At 49.4% G+C, this 17,890-nt stretch carries 17 protein-coding genes; 9 read left to right on the forward strand and 8 right to left on the reverse strand.

Going from position 1 to position 17,890, the window contains the following annotated elements; all coding sequences use genetic code 11:
* Positions 1-25 precede the first annotated feature (25 nt).
* From IL_RS11350 to metK, 4 genes are all read right to left on the reverse strand, one after another.
* Positions 26-1,207, reverse strand: a complete 1,182-nt coding sequence (locus IL_RS11350) for a phosphoglycerate kinase (RefSeq protein ID WP_011235439.1) — start codon at positions 1,205-1,207, stop codon at positions 26-28.
* Between the two features lie 18 nt (positions 1,208-1,225).
* Positions 1,226-2,251: an erythrose-4-phosphate dehydrogenase gene (epd, locus tag IL_RS11355; protein ID WP_011235440.1), complete on the reverse strand. Its 1,026-nt coding sequence runs from the start codon at positions 2,249-2,251 to the stop codon at positions 1,226-1,228.
* Entirely contained in the window at positions 2,252-4,252 is a 2,001-nt protein-coding gene (gene tkt, locus IL_RS11360; protein ID WP_011235441.1) for a transketolase, read from the reverse strand.
* 91 nt (positions 4,253-4,343) lie between these two features.
* Entirely contained in the window at positions 4,344-5,489 is a 1,146-nt protein-coding gene (gene metK, locus IL_RS11365) for a methionine adenosyltransferase (RefSeq protein WP_011235442.1), read from the reverse strand.
* 115 nt (positions 5,490-5,604) lie between these two features.
* On the opposite strand from metK, the gene IL_RS11370 reads away from it, so the two are divergent.
* Genes IL_RS11370 through IL_RS11395 form a run of 6 tightly spaced genes read left to right on the forward strand, consistent with a single transcriptional unit; the run spans position 5,605 to position 9,649 of the window.
* Positions 5,605-6,336, forward strand: a complete 732-nt coding sequence (locus tag IL_RS11370; protein WP_011235443.1) for a 16S rRNA (uracil(1498)-N(3))-methyltransferase — start codon at positions 5,605-5,607, stop codon at positions 6,334-6,336.
* A 10-nt stretch (positions 6,337-6,346) separates the two neighbouring features.
* Positions 6,347-7,291, forward strand: coding sequence for a glutathione synthase (gene gshB / locus IL_RS11375; RefSeq protein ID WP_011235444.1), 945 nt, complete (start codon positions 6,347-6,349; stop codon positions 7,289-7,291).
* Between the two features lie 60 nt (positions 7,292-7,351).
* Positions 7,352-7,909: a YqgE/AlgH family protein gene (locus IL_RS11380; protein WP_011235445.1), complete on the forward strand. Its 558-nt coding sequence runs from the start codon at positions 7,352-7,354 to the stop codon at positions 7,907-7,909.
* Positions 7,906-8,340 (forward strand): Holliday junction resolvase RuvX, encoded by a 435-nt coding sequence (ruvX, locus tag IL_RS11385; RefSeq protein WP_011235446.1) that lies wholly within the window; start codon positions 7,906-7,908, stop codon positions 8,338-8,340. Before IL_RS11380 ends, ruvX begins: the two co-directional genes overlap by 4 nt.
* Before the next feature lie 37 nt (positions 8,341-8,377).
* Positions 8,378-8,668, forward strand: coding sequence for a hypothetical protein (locus tag IL_RS11390; protein WP_011235447.1), 291 nt, complete (start codon positions 8,378-8,380; stop codon positions 8,666-8,668).
* Positions 8,669-8,689: 21 nt separating this feature from the next.
* Positions 8,690-9,649, forward strand: coding sequence for a hypothetical protein (locus IL_RS11395; RefSeq protein WP_011235448.1), 960 nt, complete (start codon positions 8,690-8,692; stop codon positions 9,647-9,649).
* Here the strand turns inward: IL_RS11395 and IL_RS11400 are convergent, their stop codons facing one another.
* Complete coding sequence (locus tag IL_RS11400; protein ID WP_011235449.1) at positions 9,650-11,035, reverse strand: PhoH family protein; 1,386 nt, start codon at positions 11,033-11,035, stop codon at positions 9,650-9,652.
* A gap of 149 nt (positions 11,036-11,184) precedes the next feature.
* Between IL_RS11400 and rapA the strand changes: the two genes are divergently transcribed.
* The 3 genes from rapA to IL_RS11415 are packed head-to-tail and all read left to right on the forward strand — an operon-like array spanning position 11,185 to position 15,331.
* A complete protein-coding gene (gene rapA, locus IL_RS11405) occupies positions 11,185-13,845 on the forward strand; it encodes an RNA polymerase-associated protein RapA (protein WP_011235450.1) in 2,661 nt (886 codons plus the stop codon).
* Entirely contained in the window at positions 13,845-14,501 is a 657-nt protein-coding gene (locus tag IL_RS11410) for a pseudouridine synthase (RefSeq protein ID WP_011235451.1), read from the forward strand. The genes rapA and IL_RS11410 overlap by 1 nt, the downstream gene beginning before the upstream one ends.
* A 44-nt stretch (positions 14,502-14,545) precedes the next feature.
* Positions 14,546-15,331, forward strand: a complete 786-nt coding sequence (locus tag IL_RS11415; protein WP_011235452.1) for a DUF3530 family protein — start codon at positions 14,546-14,548, stop codon at positions 15,329-15,331.
* A gap of 39 nt (positions 15,332-15,370) precedes the next feature.
* Here the strand turns inward: IL_RS11415 and djlA are convergent, their stop codons facing one another.
* Genes djlA through IL_RS11430 form a run of 3 tightly spaced genes read right to left on the reverse strand, consistent with a single transcriptional unit; the run spans position 15,371 to position 17,881 of the window.
* A complete protein-coding gene (gene djlA, locus IL_RS11420; RefSeq protein WP_011235453.1) occupies positions 15,371-16,201 on the reverse strand; it encodes a co-chaperone DjlA in 831 nt (276 codons plus the stop codon).
* Position 16,202: 1 nt separating this feature from the next.
* On the reverse strand, positions 16,203-16,880 hold the full coding sequence (gene murU / locus IL_RS11425) for an N-acetylmuramate alpha-1-phosphate uridylyltransferase MurU (RefSeq protein ID WP_011235454.1): 678 nt from the start codon (positions 16,878-16,880) through the stop codon (positions 16,203-16,205).
* Positions 16,877-17,881 carry an aminoglycoside phosphotransferase family protein gene (locus IL_RS11430; protein WP_011235455.1) on the reverse strand — a complete coding sequence of 335 codons (1,005 nt, stop codon included), beginning with the start codon at positions 17,879-17,881 and terminating at the stop codon, positions 16,877-16,879. The genes murU and IL_RS11430 overlap by 4 nt, the downstream gene beginning before the upstream one ends.
* Positions 17,882-17,890: the final 9 nt, after the last annotated feature.

Here is a 17,890-nt window from a genome sequence, read left to right on the forward strand (position 1 = left end):
TACTCCTTAATTAAAAAACTTGTGTTCAGGCGTCGTTAGCCCGTTCTTGTAAAATAGCAACGGCTGGTAATGTTTTACCTTCGAGGAATTCAAGGAATGCCCCACCACCTGTCGAGATATAACTAATCTTATCAGCGATAGCGTATTGATCAATTGCTGCTAAAGTGTCGCCACCTCCGGCAATTGAAAACGCATCGCTTTGCGCAATCGCTTCGGCTATGGTTTTTGTACCATGCCCAAATTGCTCAAATTCAAAAACACCTACCGGCCCGTTCCAGACAATGGTTCCTGCGTTTTTCAGCATAGCCGCTAATTGCTCTGCGGTGTCAGGGCCAATATCAAAAATCATATCGTCGTCAGCAACAGCATTAACGGCTTTAGTTTCTGCCTTGGCTTCTGCGCTGAACTCTTTACCTGTTACTACATCGACAGGTAATGGAATGTCGCCGCCTTTAGCTTTTGCCTGCGCCATTAAACGGTTAGCTTCGTCGGTTAAGTCCGCTTCGTAAAGCGACTTACCCACATTATGGCCTGCCGCCGCAACAAAAGTGTTCGCAATACCGCCGCCCACAATTAACTGGTCAACAACACCGGACAAGGACTCTAATACCGTCAGTTTTGTCGATACTTTAGAACCACCGACAATAGCCACTAACGGGCGCTTCGGATTTTCCAGTGCTTTGCCTAAAGCTTCTAATTCGCCGGCCAGCAAAGGCCCTGCGCAGGCAACGGGGGCGTATTTAGCCACACCATGAGTGGATGCCTGAGCACGATGTGCGGTACCAAACGCGTCCATTACATAGACATCACATAAGCTGGCTAATTTTTTAGCAAGCTCGTCATTATTCTTCTTTTCGCCAACATTAAAGCGGACATTCTCAAAAACTACCAGTTCTCCGGCCTTTAGTTCAATACCGTCGAGGTAGTCTTTACATAAGCGTACCGGGCAATCCAGCACTTCTTGTAAGTAATCAACAACGGGTTGCAGCGAAAACTCTTCGTCGTACTCGCCTTCAGTTGGACGACCCAGATGAGACATTACCATGACTTTAGCGCCAGCTTTCAACGCTTGCTGAATGCTGGGCAGTGCGGCTTTTAAACGCGCGTCGGAAGTGACTTTTCCGTTTTTAACCGGAACGTTTAAATCTTCCCGAATAAGTACTCGCTTGTTACTTAAATCCAAATCAGTCATAGCAATGACAGACATGCGATATCCTCTCTAAGCTTAATGTTCTGTTTGTTCAGCCATCGTTTTTGCTGTGTCCAGCAAGCGATTCGCAAAACCCCATTCGTTGTCGCACCAGCACAGCAGCTTAACCAGCCGCTTGTGACTAACACGGGTTTGCGTGCCATCAACAATGGATGAATGTGGGTCATGGTTAAAATCTATTGAGACTAAAGGCTCTTCGGTGTAATCCAGTATACCCGCCAGCTGCCGCTCGCTCTGCTCACGTAAAACCTGATTAATTTGCTCAATAGTGGCGTCGCTGTTTAACGTAACGCTTAAATCCATAGCTGTAACATTGGTCGTAGGCACGCGTACGGCTATGGCCTCGAACCGCCCTTCTAAGTGCGGCAGTATTCGTTCAATACCGCGCGCCAAACGGGTATCCACCGGAATAATAGAACGTCCGGCGGCACGAGTCCGTCTCAAGTCAGGATGGTATGCATCAATAACCTGCTGGTCGTGCATAGCCGAGTGAATGGTTGTAATAGCACCGGAGTCTATTCCGAAAGCATCGTCCAGTACTTTAATGACCGGCACAATGCAGTTTGTTGTGCAGGAGCCATTCGACACCACTTTATGGTCAACGGTGAGTTCTTTTTCATTCACGCCATAAATTGCGGTGAAATCGACGTCCGGCTTGCCGGGATGAGAAAACAACACTCGTTTTACGCCTTGCTGCAGATAAAGCTGACCGTCGGCCTGACTGCCAAATACACCGGTACAATCAACAACAAAATCGACCTCATGAGCGCGCCAGTCAATGGCTTCAATCTCGGTCTGATGAGTTAAAGCAATATTGTCTCCGGCAACCGTCAGCGCATCGCCCGACTGTGTTACCTTTTCTCCAAAACGACCGTGGCTTGAGTCGTATTTAAGCAAATGCGCTATCGCTTCCGACGCCGCAGGTTCGTTAATAAGCACTACCTGTACGCTGTCGCGATAGCCGTTTTCGTATAGCGCACGCAAAAAGCTCCGGCCAATGCGGCCGAAACCATTAATCGCAATACGAGCCGGTTCGCTCATTTAAGCTCCCAACAAACGTTTAGCGGCAGCCACGGTGTTTTCTGTAGTAATGCCAAAGTGTTTGTATAAGTCGCCGGCCGGAGCAGATTCACCAAAGGTTGTCATGCCAACGACTTCACCATTAAGCCCAACGTATTTGTACCAGAAGTCGGCAATACCGGCTTCAACGGCAACGCGGCGAGTCACGCTGGATGGCAACACCGACTCTTTGTATTCAGCATCCTGAATATCAAACACATTGGTCGACGGCATAGAAACAACGCGCACCTTGTGCCCCTCTTCAGTCAGTTGCTCAAAGGCGTTAACGGCTAAGTCAACTTCAGAACCTGTCGCAATTAAAATAACGTCCGGCTCGCCGTCACTGTCTTTCAGCACATAACCACCACGGGCAATGTTCGTTAACTGGTCGTCATTGCGCTCTTGCTGCTGCATGCCCTGACGGCTGAACACTAACGCCGAAGGGGTTTTACTGCTTTGTACTGCGGCTCCCCAGGCTACGGCTGTTTCAACCTGGTCGCACGGACGCCAGCACTGTAAATTCGGGGTTTGACGTAAGTTAGCCAGTTGCTCGACCGGCTGGTGCGTCGGCCCGTCTTCACCCAAGCCTATAGAGTCGTGAGTGTAAACAAAAATACTGGGCTGCTTCATAAGCGCAGACATACGCACGGCGTTGCGCGCGTATTCCATAAACATCAGGAAGGTAGCGCCATAGGCTTTAAAGCCGCCGTGCAAAGTAACGCCATTCATTATGGCAGACATGCCAAACTCGCGGACTCCGTAGAACACATAGTTACCACTGGCGTCATCGGCAGTAATACCTTTTGCGTCGTTCCATAAGGTTAAGTTTGAGCCAGCTAAGTCGGCGGAGCCGCCTAGCAGTTCCGGTAGTTTAGGACCGAATTCATTCAGTACGTTCAGTGAGGCTTTACGAGTCGCTACCGCTTCAGGGCTGCTCTGTAACTGCTTCGCGTAATTGTGCACCGTATTCTCAAATCCTTCAGGCAGTTCGCCGTTTAAGCGACGCTTCAGTTCTTTTGCCAGCTGCGGATATTCCTGCTCATACGCAACCCAGCGCTTATTCCAGGAGGACTCAACTGCTGCGCCTTTATCCACCGCAGACCATTTTTGGTAAACATCGGCCGGTACTTCAAAGGCTTGGTGCGGCCAGTTCAATTGCTTACGCGCAGCAACAATTTCGTCGTCACCCAGCGGGGCTCCATGGCAGCTTTCAGAACCTTGTTTGTTCGGTGCGCCATAGCCAATTACCGTTTTGCAGATAATAAGAGTCGGTTTGTCGTCATTCGCACGGGCTTCATCAATCGCACGGGTTATGGCAGCTGAATCGTGTCCATCAACTTTATTAATTACGTGCCAGCCGTAAGACTCAAAACGTTTTGCGGTATCGTCGGTAAACCAACCTTCTACTTCGCCGTCAATGGAAATGCCGTTGTCATCGTAAAAGGCAATGAGCTTACCTAAGCCTAAAGTGCCGGCCAGAGAGCAAACTTCGTGCGAAATGCCTTCCATCAAACAGCCGTCGCCCAGGAAAGTGTAGGTGTGGTGATCAACAATTTCATGGTTGTCGCGGTTAAATTGCGCAGCCAGTACTTTCTCGGCCAGCGCCATACCCACGGCATTTGCAAGTCCCTGGCCCAGCGGCCCGGTAGTGGTTTCAATACCAGGGGTATAGCCGTATTCAGGGTGACCCGGGGTTTTTGAGTCTAACTGACGGAATTGTTTAATGTCTTCAATGCTCAGATCATAACCAGACAGGTGCAATAAGGAGTAAATTAGCATTGACCCGTGTCCGTTCGATAACACAAAACGGTCGCGATCGGCCCAGCCTGGGTTATGAGGGTTATGTTTTAAATAATCACGCCAGAGAACTTCTGCGATATCCGCCATACCCATGGGTGCTCCGGGGTGGCCTGATTTGGCTTTCTGAACCGCATCCATACTAAGCGCACGGATGGCATTGGCGAGATATTGACGTTCTGACATGAAAAACCCCCTGGAAGATGAAGAGCAACTTGCGATGCGCGTATTCTCCACATTTCAGGGGGTACAAGCAAATTTATAGGCAATATTTTGTTTAAATATCAGCCTGTAAATCGGCAGCTTTGTCAGTTTGTTCCCACGGCAGGTTATCCCGGCCAAAATGCCCGTATGCCGCTGTCTGTTTATAGATTGGGCGTTCCAGGTCAAGCATTTTGATTAATCCGTATGGGCGCAAGTCAAAATGACGACGCACCAGCGCAATTAATTGCTCTTCTGAGTGCTTAGACGTACCGAAGGTATCGATGCTAATTGAAGTTGGCTCTGCCACACCAATGGCGTAAGAAATTTGCAGCTCGCAACGTTCAGCCAGACCAGCAGCGACCAGGTTCTTAGCAACATAACGCGCTGCATAAGCGGCACTGCGGTCAACTTTTGACGGGTCTTTACCCGAGAAGGCACCACCGCCATGACGCGCCATACCGCCATAGGTATCGACAATAATCTTACGTCCGGTCAGCCCGCAGTCACCCATAGGGCCGCCAACCACAAAGCGACCGGTTGGGTTAATGTGAAACTGCGTGTCTTTTGAAACCCACTGTTCCGGCAATACAGGCTTGATAATTTCTTCCATCACCGCTTCGCGCAACGTTTCCTGAGTAATGTCTTCTCGGTGCTGAGTAGAGAGCACGACCGTATCAATGGCAACAGGCTTACCGTTTTCATAAACGAAGGTCAGCTGACTTTTTGCGTCCGGACGCAACCAGTCCAGTGTGCCGTTATTGCGTACTTCCGACTGGCGCTGCATAACCCGGTGCGCGTAAGTAATAGGAGCAGGCATTAAAACTGAGGTTTCGTTTGAGGCATAACCAAACATTAAGCCCTGATCACCGGCCCCCTGCTCTTCCGGGTTAGCACGGTCAACGCCCTGATTGATATCACCACTTTGCTTACCAATGGCATTTAAGACAGCACACGAAGCACCATCAAAACCCATATCAGAGTGTCGGTAACCAATATCTTTTACGGTTTGACGCGCCAAGTCTTCAACATCAACCCAGGCCTTTGTCGAAATTTCACCACCAACCAGTACCATGCCGGTTTTCACGTAGGTTTCACAAGCAACACGGGCTTTAGGATCTTTTGCTAAAATTGCGTCTAAAACTGCATCGGATATCTGGTCGGCAATTTTGTCCGGATGCCCTTCGGACACTGACTCTGAGGTAAACAGGTGACGTGACATATGCCCACTATTCCTTAATTTTAATGAAATCGTTTAATACTGGTTGCATAATGTAACCGATCACTCTGTTTTTTTCTACTTCTGGACGTCTAAAAGTCCGAATAAGGCTGACGACATGCGAGTACCGCGGATTTATCACCCCGCCTCTATAAGCTTACAAAATGAAACCGAATTGAGTGCGGATGCTTTCCAGCACCTGATCAAAGTATTGCGTTTGAACGTAGGTGATAGCATTGTTTTATTTAACGGTGACGGCCAGAACTACGAGGCGAAAATTACCTCAGTGCAAAAAAAGTCAGCGCAGTTTGTTGCAACCAGCAGTCAGGCTAACGCATCTGAGTCACCGGTCAATATTCATTTGGCGCAAGTTGTTTCACGCGGCGACCGCATGGACTTTGTACTGCAAAAGTCGGTAGAGCTGGGAGTAACCGAAATTACCCCGCTGTTCAGTGAGCGCTGTGGTGTGAAATTAAGTGGCGACAGGCTGGAAAAGAAACAACTGCAATGGCAGAAAATTGTCCATTCTGCCTGCGAGCAATGTGGCCGTAGCGTGGTTCCACAAGTGAAGCCAGCACAGCAACTCACTGATTTTATTGCAAGCAGCTTTGAAGGGTTGCGCCTGACCTTAGACCCAACCGCCACCCAGCCGTTGTCGTCATTTCAGCAGGCCGAGAAGGGAATACAATTATTGATTGGTCCTGAGGGCGGGTTCACTGATACTGAAGTCAGTGCCGCCGGACAGCTGGGGTTTAAACCCATGCGTTTAGGACCAAGAATATTAAGAACAGAAACCGCCGCGCTTTCAGCGCTAACCGCCGTGCAGTATCAGTTTGGCGACTTAAGCTAAAGGAGTTTACATGAAGAAGTTAGCTATGGTGATGGACCCTATCGCCACCGTTAAAACCGAAAAAGACACCAGTTTTCGTTTATTGCTGGAAGCTCAGGCGCGTGGTTATCAGTGTTTTTATCTGGAAATGGGCGACTTAGTCATTGATAACGGCCAGCCAATGGCCTTTGCGCGGGAAGTTCGTGTTCAAGATCAAAAGACAGACTTTTACAGCTTAAGCGACAATGAATACCGCCCGCTGGAGGATTTTGACGTCATTATGATGCGTAAAGATCCGCCTTTTGACAGCGAGTTTTTATACGCCACACAAATTCTGGAACTGGCCGAACAGCGCGGTAGCCTGGTGGTGAATAAACCGCAAAGCCTGCGCGACTGTAACGAAAAGCTTTTTACTTCGTGGTTCGCAGACTCTATTGCCGACACGCTAGTGAGTTCCAGAGCGGATGTCATTAAAGCTTTCCATAAAAAACACGGTGAAGTGATTTTAAAGCCGCTGGACGGTATGGGCGGCGCTTCAATTTTTAAAGTGGGCGCCGATGGTAGTAACTTAGGCGTTATTATTGAAACTCTGACCGAAAAAGGTCAGCGCTACGCCATGGTGCAAAAGTACTTGCCAGAAATTAAAGACGGCGACAAACGTATTTTAATTATTGATGGTGAGCCTGTGCCTTATTCTTTAGCCCGTATTCCCAGTGCCGGAGAAACTCGCGGAAACCTTGCCGCTGGTGGCAGCGGCCGCGCCCAGCCTTTATCGGACAGTGACTGGGCTCTGGCTCGTAAAGTGGCACCAGAACTGAAAAAGCGTGGGCTCATTATTGTTGGACTGGACGTTATTGGCGACCGCATTACAGAAATTAATGTGACCAGCCCGACTTGCATGCGCGAAATTGAAAACGCCTACGACATCAATATTGCTGAATTGGTCTTTAAGGCAATAGAAGAAAAGTTGAATTGAAATTCAACTATGCGCCCCCATGTTGTAAGTAGAGATTATCGTTAAGGAGTCGGTGAATCGATGAACAGTTTGCAGAACCATTTATTGATAGCAACACCTATGCTGAACGATCCAATGTTTAAACGGACCGTGACCTACATCTGCGAGCACAATGAAGAAGGCGCTATGGGCTTAGTTATTAATCAGCCTGCCGATTTAAGCGTAACCTCGCTGCTGGATAAACTGGAAATTGTTTACCCGGAAAATAACCAGCACTTGCAGGGCAGCGTTTATCAGGGCGGGCCTGTAGGCCGTGAGCGTGGCTTTGTGATCCACCCTCCGCAGGACAATTGGCGCGCCAGTCAGAAGATGAGTGACGATATTATGGTGACCACCTCGCGCGATATTCTGGAAGCTCTTGGATCATCTGCTGCGCCACCACAGTTTCTTCTGACGTTAGGTTACGCAGGCTGGGAAGCCGGACAACTGGAAGAGGAGCTAGGGGAAAATTCCTGGCTGGCAATTCCGGCAGACCCGGAATTGCTGTTCAATACACCACCCTCCGAGCGTTGGCAAAAAGCCACCGAGCAACTGGGGTTTGACGTGTGGCAACTGGGGCCGGATGTAGGACACGCATGAGCACAGTAATAGGCTTTGATTTTGGCACCAAAAGTATTGGCGTTGCGGTGGGCCAGACTATAACAGCAACTGCATCGCCTTTAGCAGCCATTACGGCCAAAGAAGGCATTCCCGACTGGCAACTGATTGAAAAGCTGTTTGCCGAATGGCAACCCGAACAGTTGGTAGTGGGCTTGCCCTTAAATATGGATGGCACCGAACAGCCACTAACCCAAAAGGCCAAAAAGTTTGGTAACCGCTTACATGGGCGCTTCGGTTTACCGGTAGCATTTCAGGACGAACGCCTGACTTCGACCTCGGCACGAGAAAGCCTGTTTGCTGAAGGTGGCTTTCGTAAACTGAAAAAAGGTGCGGTTGATAGTCAGGCTGCATTAATTATTGTTGAAGATTTTATGAACGGTTATTTGCCAAAAAGCGATAATTCGTTATAGTGTCGTCAGTAATAAGTTAAAGCGATAGGAGCTGGCCTTGTTTGGTAATGAAGAACCCTATTCAGTAACAGGTAACACCATTTTACTGAAAGACGAAAATAAAAAACTACTTTTAGTTACTGGTCCTCGTTACCAAAACATATTGGTTTCGCGCGGCTCTGTAGAATTAACGGACATGCCGGCTGAGCGACGCCCGGGTTTCCGGATTGTGACTCTGCAGGAAGTCTTTAAAAAAGACAAAACCTACTTTTTTGTTCGTGCCGGTGGCGTCGAGTATCAAGTTGACCTTAAATTTGAAGACAGCCCTATTACAGAAATGAAGTTCTAGAAATTAACGGGAGTAGCCAGAATGACACATAAACTCTGTGCTGTTGTCTGGTTACTCTTTGTCATCCCCTCTGCCGCGTACAGCCAAAACTTCTTCCAGCTTAACGAAACCGAAAACGATCAACTCGCTTTTTCTTACCAGTGGCGTGATTTCAATGATCGCCAACAGTCATTCAGTTTCCAGGTCGATAAAAAAGAGTTCCTACAGCCGCTGAAGCGTTATCGCGGGTTTAACCGGGAACGCAGTCAACGCGAACTGGCACATCAACTCAACCGTTACATTAAGCAACAACAGTGGCAAGGCATTCAGGCTCGTTTAACCCCGCGCCAGCAGTCCGTTGAGTTGGTTACGGCTAACGCCAGAACAGCACAAAAACAGCAACAACTTAACGACTACAAAAAGCGCTTACGTGACTATTACCATGAGCGCTGGGACGATTATCTTAATGCAAACTTCTACCGCCAGTTGAGTTTGCCTCCGGGTGAGCAGGGTATTATCCCTGATCATCCGGCTATAGCCAGTGAGGTAACTCCAACGCTGAAGCCGTTAATAAAAGCTATTGGTGAGCAGTTAGGTACGAATACACAACGTAATTACATCAACTATGTTGCCAGCTTTATTCAGCAAATACCGTACAACGATTTAAACAGCAAACTGGATAGCCGGGGCGATGGCTTTGTCCCTCCGAATCAATTGCTTTATTACAATCAGGGGGACTGCGACAGCAAAGTCACCTTAATGACATCGGTGATAAAGCAAATTATCGAAACGCCCAAAATGGCCATTATTTATTTGCCTGAGCACGCAGTTTTTGGCATTGCCATTAGTCGGCAGCCCGGAGACACCACCGTTAAACACAAAGGCAATAATTACGTGCTGGTAGACGTAACTGGCCCCGCGGCAATGCCGATGGGCCAGGTTGGTGAAGAGACTAAATTTCAGGTAAAAACTCAGCAATACACGGTGGTGCCGCTAAACTAATTACAGATGCTCTTCCGCAAATTTAGCCAGAGGACTACGCACCACTCCGTTTAAATTGATGGTTGCGCTACCCGGATAGTCTTTAAACCGCTCAACGATGTAAGTCAGCCCCGAGGTTACGGCAGTTAAATAGTAACTATCAATTTGTGCCAGGTTACCCGACACCACTAATTTAGTGTTCTCGCCACAGCGGGTAATAAGCGTTTTTAGCTGAGACGCGGTTAAATTCTGAGCTTCATCCAGAATGACAATAGCGTTCTGTATGCTGCGCCCGCGCATAAAGTTCAGTGACTTAAACTGAATATTGGCCTTTTTCATAATGTAATTGAGGCTCGACTCCATGCTTTCATCCTGCTTATGCAGGGCTTCCAGCGAATCGGTTATGGCCGACAGCCAGGGTGCCATTTTTTCTTCTTCGGTACCGGGCAAGTAACCAATAGACTCGGCAATTTCAGGCGTATTGCGGGTAACGATAATTTTTTCATAAATACCCTGCTCCACCACCATTTGCAATGCCGCTGAAAGGGCGAGAAACGTTTTACCACTACCGGCCGGGCCGGTGAGAGTCACCATATCCATACTGGTATCCAGTAAAGCGTGCAATGCCATAGCCTGATAAATATTCTTCGGGTGAACACCCCAGGCTCCATAAGACATCATCCTTTCTACGCTTAAATCCATCAGCGTTACAGTTTCGCTGTCGTATTCTTCCACCCGCGCCGCAAAATTATTGGTTGAGTCAATAATGTATTCATTAGCAAAAACCTGAGGCAGCAATTCGCGACTCACCGTGTGGTAAGCATCGCGGCCTTCCTGCTGCGTTTGGACTTCACCCACCTGCGACCAGAAGTCACCTTCAAACTTATAAAACCCTTTGGTCAGCAAGCGAATGTCGTCAATAAGCTGGTCGGTGCGATAATCATCAACGTACTTCATACCTGCGCCTTTGGCTTTCAGGCGCATATTGATGTCTTTGGTAACCAGCACCACGCCAGCCGGCGAGCGCTCCCGTTGAATTTCCAGTGCCGCCTGAATAATGCGGTGGTCGTTCTCTGCCAGCGACAACACTGACTCGGTCTGCTCCAGCTGATAGTCGGGAAAAATGGCCAGGGTTCCGTTCGCCGTATGCTCGCCTTGCACCCTGTTTAACGGAACACCAGCAACAATTTCTTCCGGTGTGGCCTCTTTCAAAACCTCCTCGAGCGAGCGAATGGCGACCCGTGCTTCGCGGCTCACATCTCTATTGCGATCTTTTATATTGTCGAGCTCTTCCAGAACCACCATGGGGATAACCACGTTGTGTTCATCGAAGTTGAGAAAAGCGAGAGGGTCGTGCAGAAGAATGTTGGTATCCAGGATAAAGAACTTGCCAGCGTTTGTTGTCATTAGCGCGTACCTTTGCATGTGATTATTCTTTTCTTACAGCTTAGCCTAAAATTCGTGACACAACGGTTACAGAAATAAATTTTTCCTCGGAATTGGCGAGCGAATTAAGTACCATTGCGGCCTTGGTAAATGGCGCGCGGGAGTGTGTAGTGAGCGAGTTTAGAGTTGGACAGCGTTACCTTAGTGAAACTGAAACCGAATTAGGGCTAGGCATGATCACCCAGGCCGAAGGGCGTCACTTAACCGTGATGTTCCCCGCAACCGGTGAAGTGCGACTGTATTCAGCTCAGGAAGCCCCTCTGGCCCGTTATCAACTGCAAGTACAGCAACAGGGCAAACACGCCGATGGCTGGAGCTTCACAATTCAGGAACTGACAGAATCGCAGGGTATTGTGACCTACCATGGTTTACGCGATGACAACCAGGAGTCAGTTGTGGTTCCGGAAACTCAGTTATCACATCAGGTGGACAGTAATCCGGCATTAACCCGTTTACTGGCCGGCCAGGCTGACCGCCTGGATATGTATCAGCTGCGCTGCGAAGCCAGTGAACACCTGGCGCATCATCAGGCCAGTGAGGTTGCCGGTTTATTAGGTGTTCGTACCCATTTGCTGCCGCACCAGTTGTATATTGCCAAAACCGTTGCCGACCGTTACCACCCGCGAGTGCTTTTAGCCGATGAAGTGGGCTTAGGAAAAACCATTGAAGCCGGCATGATCATCAAGCGCCGCCTGAATACCGGCCGCTCGCAGCGGGTCTTAATTGTGGTACCGGAATCTTTAATGCATCAGTGGCTGGTTGAGTTACGCCGCCGCTTTGCGCTGAACTTTACTCTGTTTGATGATGAGCGTTGCGAGCAGGCGGAAGCCGACAGTGAAAATCCGTTTTTAACTGAACAGCACATTATTATCAGTAGCCGCTTTATGCACGAGTCGCGCTGGAGTGAGTCATTACTGAAAGCTGAGTTCGACTTATTAGTTATCGATGAAGCCCACCATTTACAGCCCGAAGCGCCGGAATTTAGCGCGGTTAAAAACCTTTGTGAAGCAGTGCCCGGCTTGTTGCTGTTAACGGCGACCCCTGAACAAGAAGGTGCAGAAGGTCATTTCCAGCGACTGCAGTTACTGGACCCTGACAGGTTCTCCGACTTTGCCAGTTTCCAGCAAGAGCAAACACAGTATAAAGAATTAGCAGAACAGGCCGAGTCTGTTACTGACCCTGCAGAGCTTGATGACCTGCTGGATAAACATGGTACCGGCCGCGTTATGTTCCGTAATCGCCGGGCCGATATTGGCGGTTTTCCTGAACGCCATTTTCATCCGGTAGAGCTGGATGAGTGCGAACCCGATGAAGACATGCCCTGGTGGATGGAAGATCCGCGCATTGACTGGTTATTGAATCACATTAAACAGAACCGCTCGGAAAAAGCACTGCTGATATGCAAAACGGCAGAGCAGGTGCTGGATTTATCCGAAGCCCTGCGGGTATTGGCTGGTGTGCAGGCGGCAACCTTCCATGAAGGCATGACGCTGACCGAACGAGACCGTTCTGCCGCCTTTTTTGCCAGCGAAGAAGACGGTAGCCCTATTCTGCTGTGCTCAGAAATTGGCAGCGAAGGCCGCAATTTTCAGTTTGTACACCAACTTATTTTATTCGACTTGCCGAGCAACCCTGACTTGCTGGAGCAACGCATTGGCCGCTTAGACCGCATTGGTCAGCAGCAGAATATTGATATTTATCTGCCTTACTGCAAAGGTTCAGCGGAGGCCATATTGTTGCCCTGGTACGAGCAGGGTATGAACGCCTTCTCTCAGTGTAATGCGATAGGCCGTAAACTGTACGATGCTTTTGGCACGGACATTGAGCAGGCTGTTGCTGAGCAAGAGCCACTCAGTGACGAGTTGCTGAAGCAGACGAAAGAACTGCATGAAACCTGGCTGGAGCGTAACCGTGAAGGGCAGGATAAGTTGCAGGCACTAAACGCCTGTCGTCCTGAAACCGCTGAAAAAATCATAGAGCAAATTCATAGCGACAGCGATACCGACACCCTGGCCGACTTTATGATTGCCTTCTTTGATCGCTTTGGTGTGAATAACGAAGTTCTGGATGAAGAGCGCTGGTTTATTCGTCCGGGCGAGCATATGCGCGTCGGCAGCCTGCCGGGACTGCCGGATGACGGCATCACCATAACCTTTGACAGAGTCACCGCGCTGAACTTTGAAGATACTGACTTTTTAAGTTGGGATCACCCTATGGTGCAGGCGGCGCTTGAACTGCTGACTGCGGATGACTTTGGCAGCACCTGCGTTGCAGAGCTGAAAAACCCGGCAATTCCGGCCGGCACCTGGTTCCTGGAACTGGACTTCGCCAGCATAGTACCGGCACCTAAAGCCGCAGCATTGCAGGAGTTCTGCCCATTACAAAGTTTACGCCTGCTGTTTAATGGTCAGGGACAAGAGCTGTCCGCTAAAGTGTCACGCGAGCTGCTGGACCAACAATCCAGCTTTATTGATAAGAAAACCGCACGACAGATATTGCGTCAGTTACGCGACCCGGCGCAAAAAATTATTCAGTCCGGCCAGCAACAGGCTCGTGAGTGGCAGCAAAAGCAACTGGATAAGGTAAAGCAAAATGCGCTGGACGCACTGCAACACGAGCGCACACGACTGCTTGAATTACGGAAGAAAAACCCGTCGGTACGCAGCAGTGAAATAGAAGCGATAAATTGGCGCGAAGAGCAAATTACGGCGGCGCTGGAAAGCCCGCAATTATCGCTTCAGGCCGTGCGTATTCTGGTGAATAACCATTAATGACTCTGCTCCATTATCAGCCGCCGACAACGCCATTTCTTCAGGTTATTTATGAGGACAGCCAGTTGTTGGTGGTTGATAAGCAAAGCGGGCTTCTCAGTGTTCCGGGTAAGCGTCCAGAGCATAAAGACTCGGTTTACACCCGCGTACAGCGCGTGCATCCGGAAATAAGGGTGGTTCACCGGCTGGATATGGCAACTTCCGGAGTTCTTTTACTGGCAAAAACCAAAGCCGCACAAAGCCACCTGAACCGGCAATTTCAGAACCGCACAACCCGTAAAAGGTATATTGCACAAGTTTGGGGCAAGCCACCCGCTCTGCAAGGAGAAATAGAGTTGCCGTTGTCCTGCGACTGGCCCAATCGCCCGCGCCAGCACATGGATTTTTTCACCGGTAAACCCAGCACAACCCTCTATCGGGTAACGGCTTTTGACAAGGGCTGCAGCCGCGTCGAGCTGACCCCTCATACCGGCCGTTCTCATCAGCTCAGAGTTCATATGCAGGCCATTGGCTGCCCTATACTTGGAGATAAATTCTATGCACACAGCGATGCTTTTGCTGCTGCTGAGCGTTTATTACTGCATGCGGAATACCTTGGCGTAACCCATCCGCAAACCGAACAACTCATAGAGTTCTCCAGCCCCGTTCAGTTTTAGCAATTTGCACTCAAGCTAGCGCCGCTTCAGCCGATAAAAGCTGCATGAAGCGCTATCTAATAATTCTGCTGGCGGTTGTTTTCATCAGCCCCGCAGTAAGCCAGGACGACCTAGAACGTTATTTGCCGCAAGACCAGATCCATTGGTTGACCGGAGATGACGACGAGCGCTATTTGGCATTGAAAAAGGAATATTTACAGGCCTTTGAACGCGGCCAGATTGTGCTTTTACCCGACTGGCACTACCATCCACTGCAGTCTTTTTATATTCGTCCGGTTTATGAAAACGCCCCGAATTTTGGCTGGACAACCTGGGCTTTAACCCCGCCCGACAACGACATACGCACAGACAATTTGCAGACACCAGCCACGACAACGCATTTTCCTGATGCCGCAGACGAAGAAGTATTTACCCCGCTGGTTAGTGCACTGCAGCAGCGCATGACTCTGCTGCTGGACGAAACCCTGGATCGCCCGGGCTTTTCGGTATGGGTAGTGGAAGGAATTACCGCAGACATAGCCCTGCGTTTGCTGGAGAGTGAGCCCTCGATAATGCCCGATGCCATTGTACTGGTTAATGCCTATGTACCGCAGTTCCAGTATAACCGCGCTCTTGCCGACCGCATCAGTCAGTCACAGTTGCCGGTTCTGGATATTCGCAGCGCAGAGGGTAATCGTTGGGTGGGTGAACATTGGTCGCTACGTAAAAAGCTGGCGAATAAATATCAGCACCCGGCGTACCGCCAGCGACAGCTGGTCAACTCAGGTAACGCTGGGCAACGTGAACTAACCTCCACCATAAAAGGTTGGCTGGAGTTTCACGGCTTTTAATCTTTTCAGATTTATCGCTAGGTTTTAACGCTAGCTGTTTTAACGAATGTCGCGCTTTTCTTTAATTTTCTCATAAGCCGCCTGAATGTCCTGCGCACGCTGCTGAGCCTGCTTCATTACCTCTTCAGGTAAGCCTTTAGAGGCCAGCTTATCGGGATGGTGCCGGGCCATTAACTTACGGTACGCCTTCTTAATTTCAGCATTGCTGTTTTGCGCCGTTACGCCAAGTACTTCATAAGCGTTTTGAATTTCATCCTGGCTGGAGGTTTTACGTTGTTGCTGATGCTGTTGCCGACGATGCTGGTGAAAACGAAACGCCGCTTTTTCCATCATCAACCATTGGTCCAGCTGGAAACGGGTAAAGCCAAGGTGCTTAGCCACGTTAACCAAAACTTCATGCTCTGACTTTTCCAGAATGCCGTCATTTAACGCCAGGCCAATTAACTGCTCCATAAACAACTGAAGAACGTCGCGGTTACCGTAAAAAGAGGCGCTAAAATCCTTCATGACTTGCTGCAAAGGAAACGTCGGTTCTTTGCCCTCGCGAAACGCTTCCTGGGCTTCGCGGGTGGCGTCTGTATTTAAATTCAAACGGCGCATTAGCTCCTGCGCCTGAGAGATGTCGTTAGTGGTAACTTTGCCTTTTGCCTTGGCAACGTGTCCCATTACCGCAAACAGCGTGTAAATAAAATTGGCGTCTCCGGCGGCTTGCTCTGCTCCATACAAAAAGCGCCCCCAGGCACCTTTTTGAGAAAAGTCCTGAGCCATTCCCCGATCAAACCAGTGACCAATAAGCGCACCCAGAATAGCCCCCGGCCATTTCATAAACGCGAAGCCAGCCAATGCGCCAACTACTTTTCCCCAAACCATGTTATTTCTCCAGCCGCTGGTTAAGTTGATGCAGGCGCTCCGGCGTACCTACGTCTGTCCAAAATCCATCCTGATGGCTTGCTGCCAGTTGCTTCTTGTCTATTGCCCTGTCAAAAAAAGGCTTTAATGGTTGCTTCCCATCAGGGTATGGCGCCAGCAGTTCTTTACGATACAGGCCCACACCGGAAAAAGTTTTCGTTTGTTGGCCTTCTTTGACGTCATTAACCAACATCCCATTTTCAATGACAAAATCACCGTCTTGATGATGAACTGGGTTATCCACCATAACTAAATGCCCCAGTTGCTCTTCGTCTAAGCGCGTTGGTAAATCCCAGTAATCCCAGTCTGTCCAGATGTCGCCATTAATAACCCAAAACGGGTCATCTCCGAGTAAAGGCAAAGCTTTAATAATACCGCCTGCGGTTTCAAGTCCGCCTTCCGGTTCCTTCGAAAAAGAAACCTGCAGCCCCCATTGACTGCCATCACCAACAAAATCTTCAATTTGCTCACCATGCCAGGCGTGATTAATAACCACCTCATTAACACCTGCATTTGCCAGCTTTTCCAGGTGGTAACCTAACAATGGTTTTCCCGCCACGGGTAACAAAGGCTTTGGCTGGTTATCCGTTAACGGCCGCATTCGACTGCCCCGCCCGGCAGCTAAAATCATCGCTCTCATAGACTCTCCTTCCAGGCTGGGATAATGCGCTCACGCAACCAGCGATTGTAATTTGAAAGCTGAGAATAGTTAGCACTTACTTGCTGCAAATAACCCAGAGTTCTTGGCACGTCCTGTAAATAGCCGGGCTTGTGATCACGATGCGCCAACCGGGCAAAAATACCCGCCGCTTTGGTGTGACGCTGCAGCCCCATCCAGTCAAACCAGTGTTGCCATTGCTGCGGCTCAACCTGCGCCGCTAAACAGTCAGACTGTATCAGTTGTTGCCTTAACCCTTCACTCAATTCGTTAACCAACTCTTGCGGCCACTCAATATAGCAGTCGCGTAGTAACGACACTGCGTCATAGGTTACCGGTCCCAGTACCGCGTCCTGAAAATCGATAATACCGATACGATCATCGTCCAGCAGCATTAAGTTACGTGAATGAAAGTCCCGGTGAACTCCCACCTGCGGTTGTTGCAATGCGTTATCAATCATTTGCTGACTAAACTGGTTCCAGATTTCATCGTCCCCGGCATGCCAGTCTAAGTTCAGGTGCTGTTTCAGTAACCAGTCTTTAAATAACGACAGTTCGCGCTCCAGCAAAGCCGTATCAAAAGCCGGCAATTCGCCCTGCTCAGTCCGGCGTACCGACATAATATTCGGCAGCGCGGCGAGTGCCTGCTGGTAGTATTGCCTGGCATTACGCGGATGCAGTTTACTCAGCAACAATATCTGGCCAAAATCGGATTGCAGCATAAAACCCTGATCTAAATCTGCCGCAATAATCTCCGGTACCGTCACACCCGCTTCAGAATAGGCTTGTGCAACAGCCAAAAAAGGCTTCATTGGTTCTTTTTCGGGAGGGCAATCGACCGCTATCAGGCTTTCCTGACCATTAGTTGCCCGAAAATAACGACGGAAACTGGCATCACCAGACACAACTTCTAACGTTGGTTGTGAAACGCCTGTCTGGGCTTCACACCAAGCCTGCAGAGCCACTTCTCGTTTGTCTTCCAAAATATCCTC

Source organism: Idiomarina loihiensis L2TR (assembly GCF_000008465.1).
GTDB classification, from domain to species: Bacteria; Pseudomonadota; Gammaproteobacteria; order Enterobacterales; family Alteromonadaceae; genus Idiomarina; species Idiomarina loihiensis.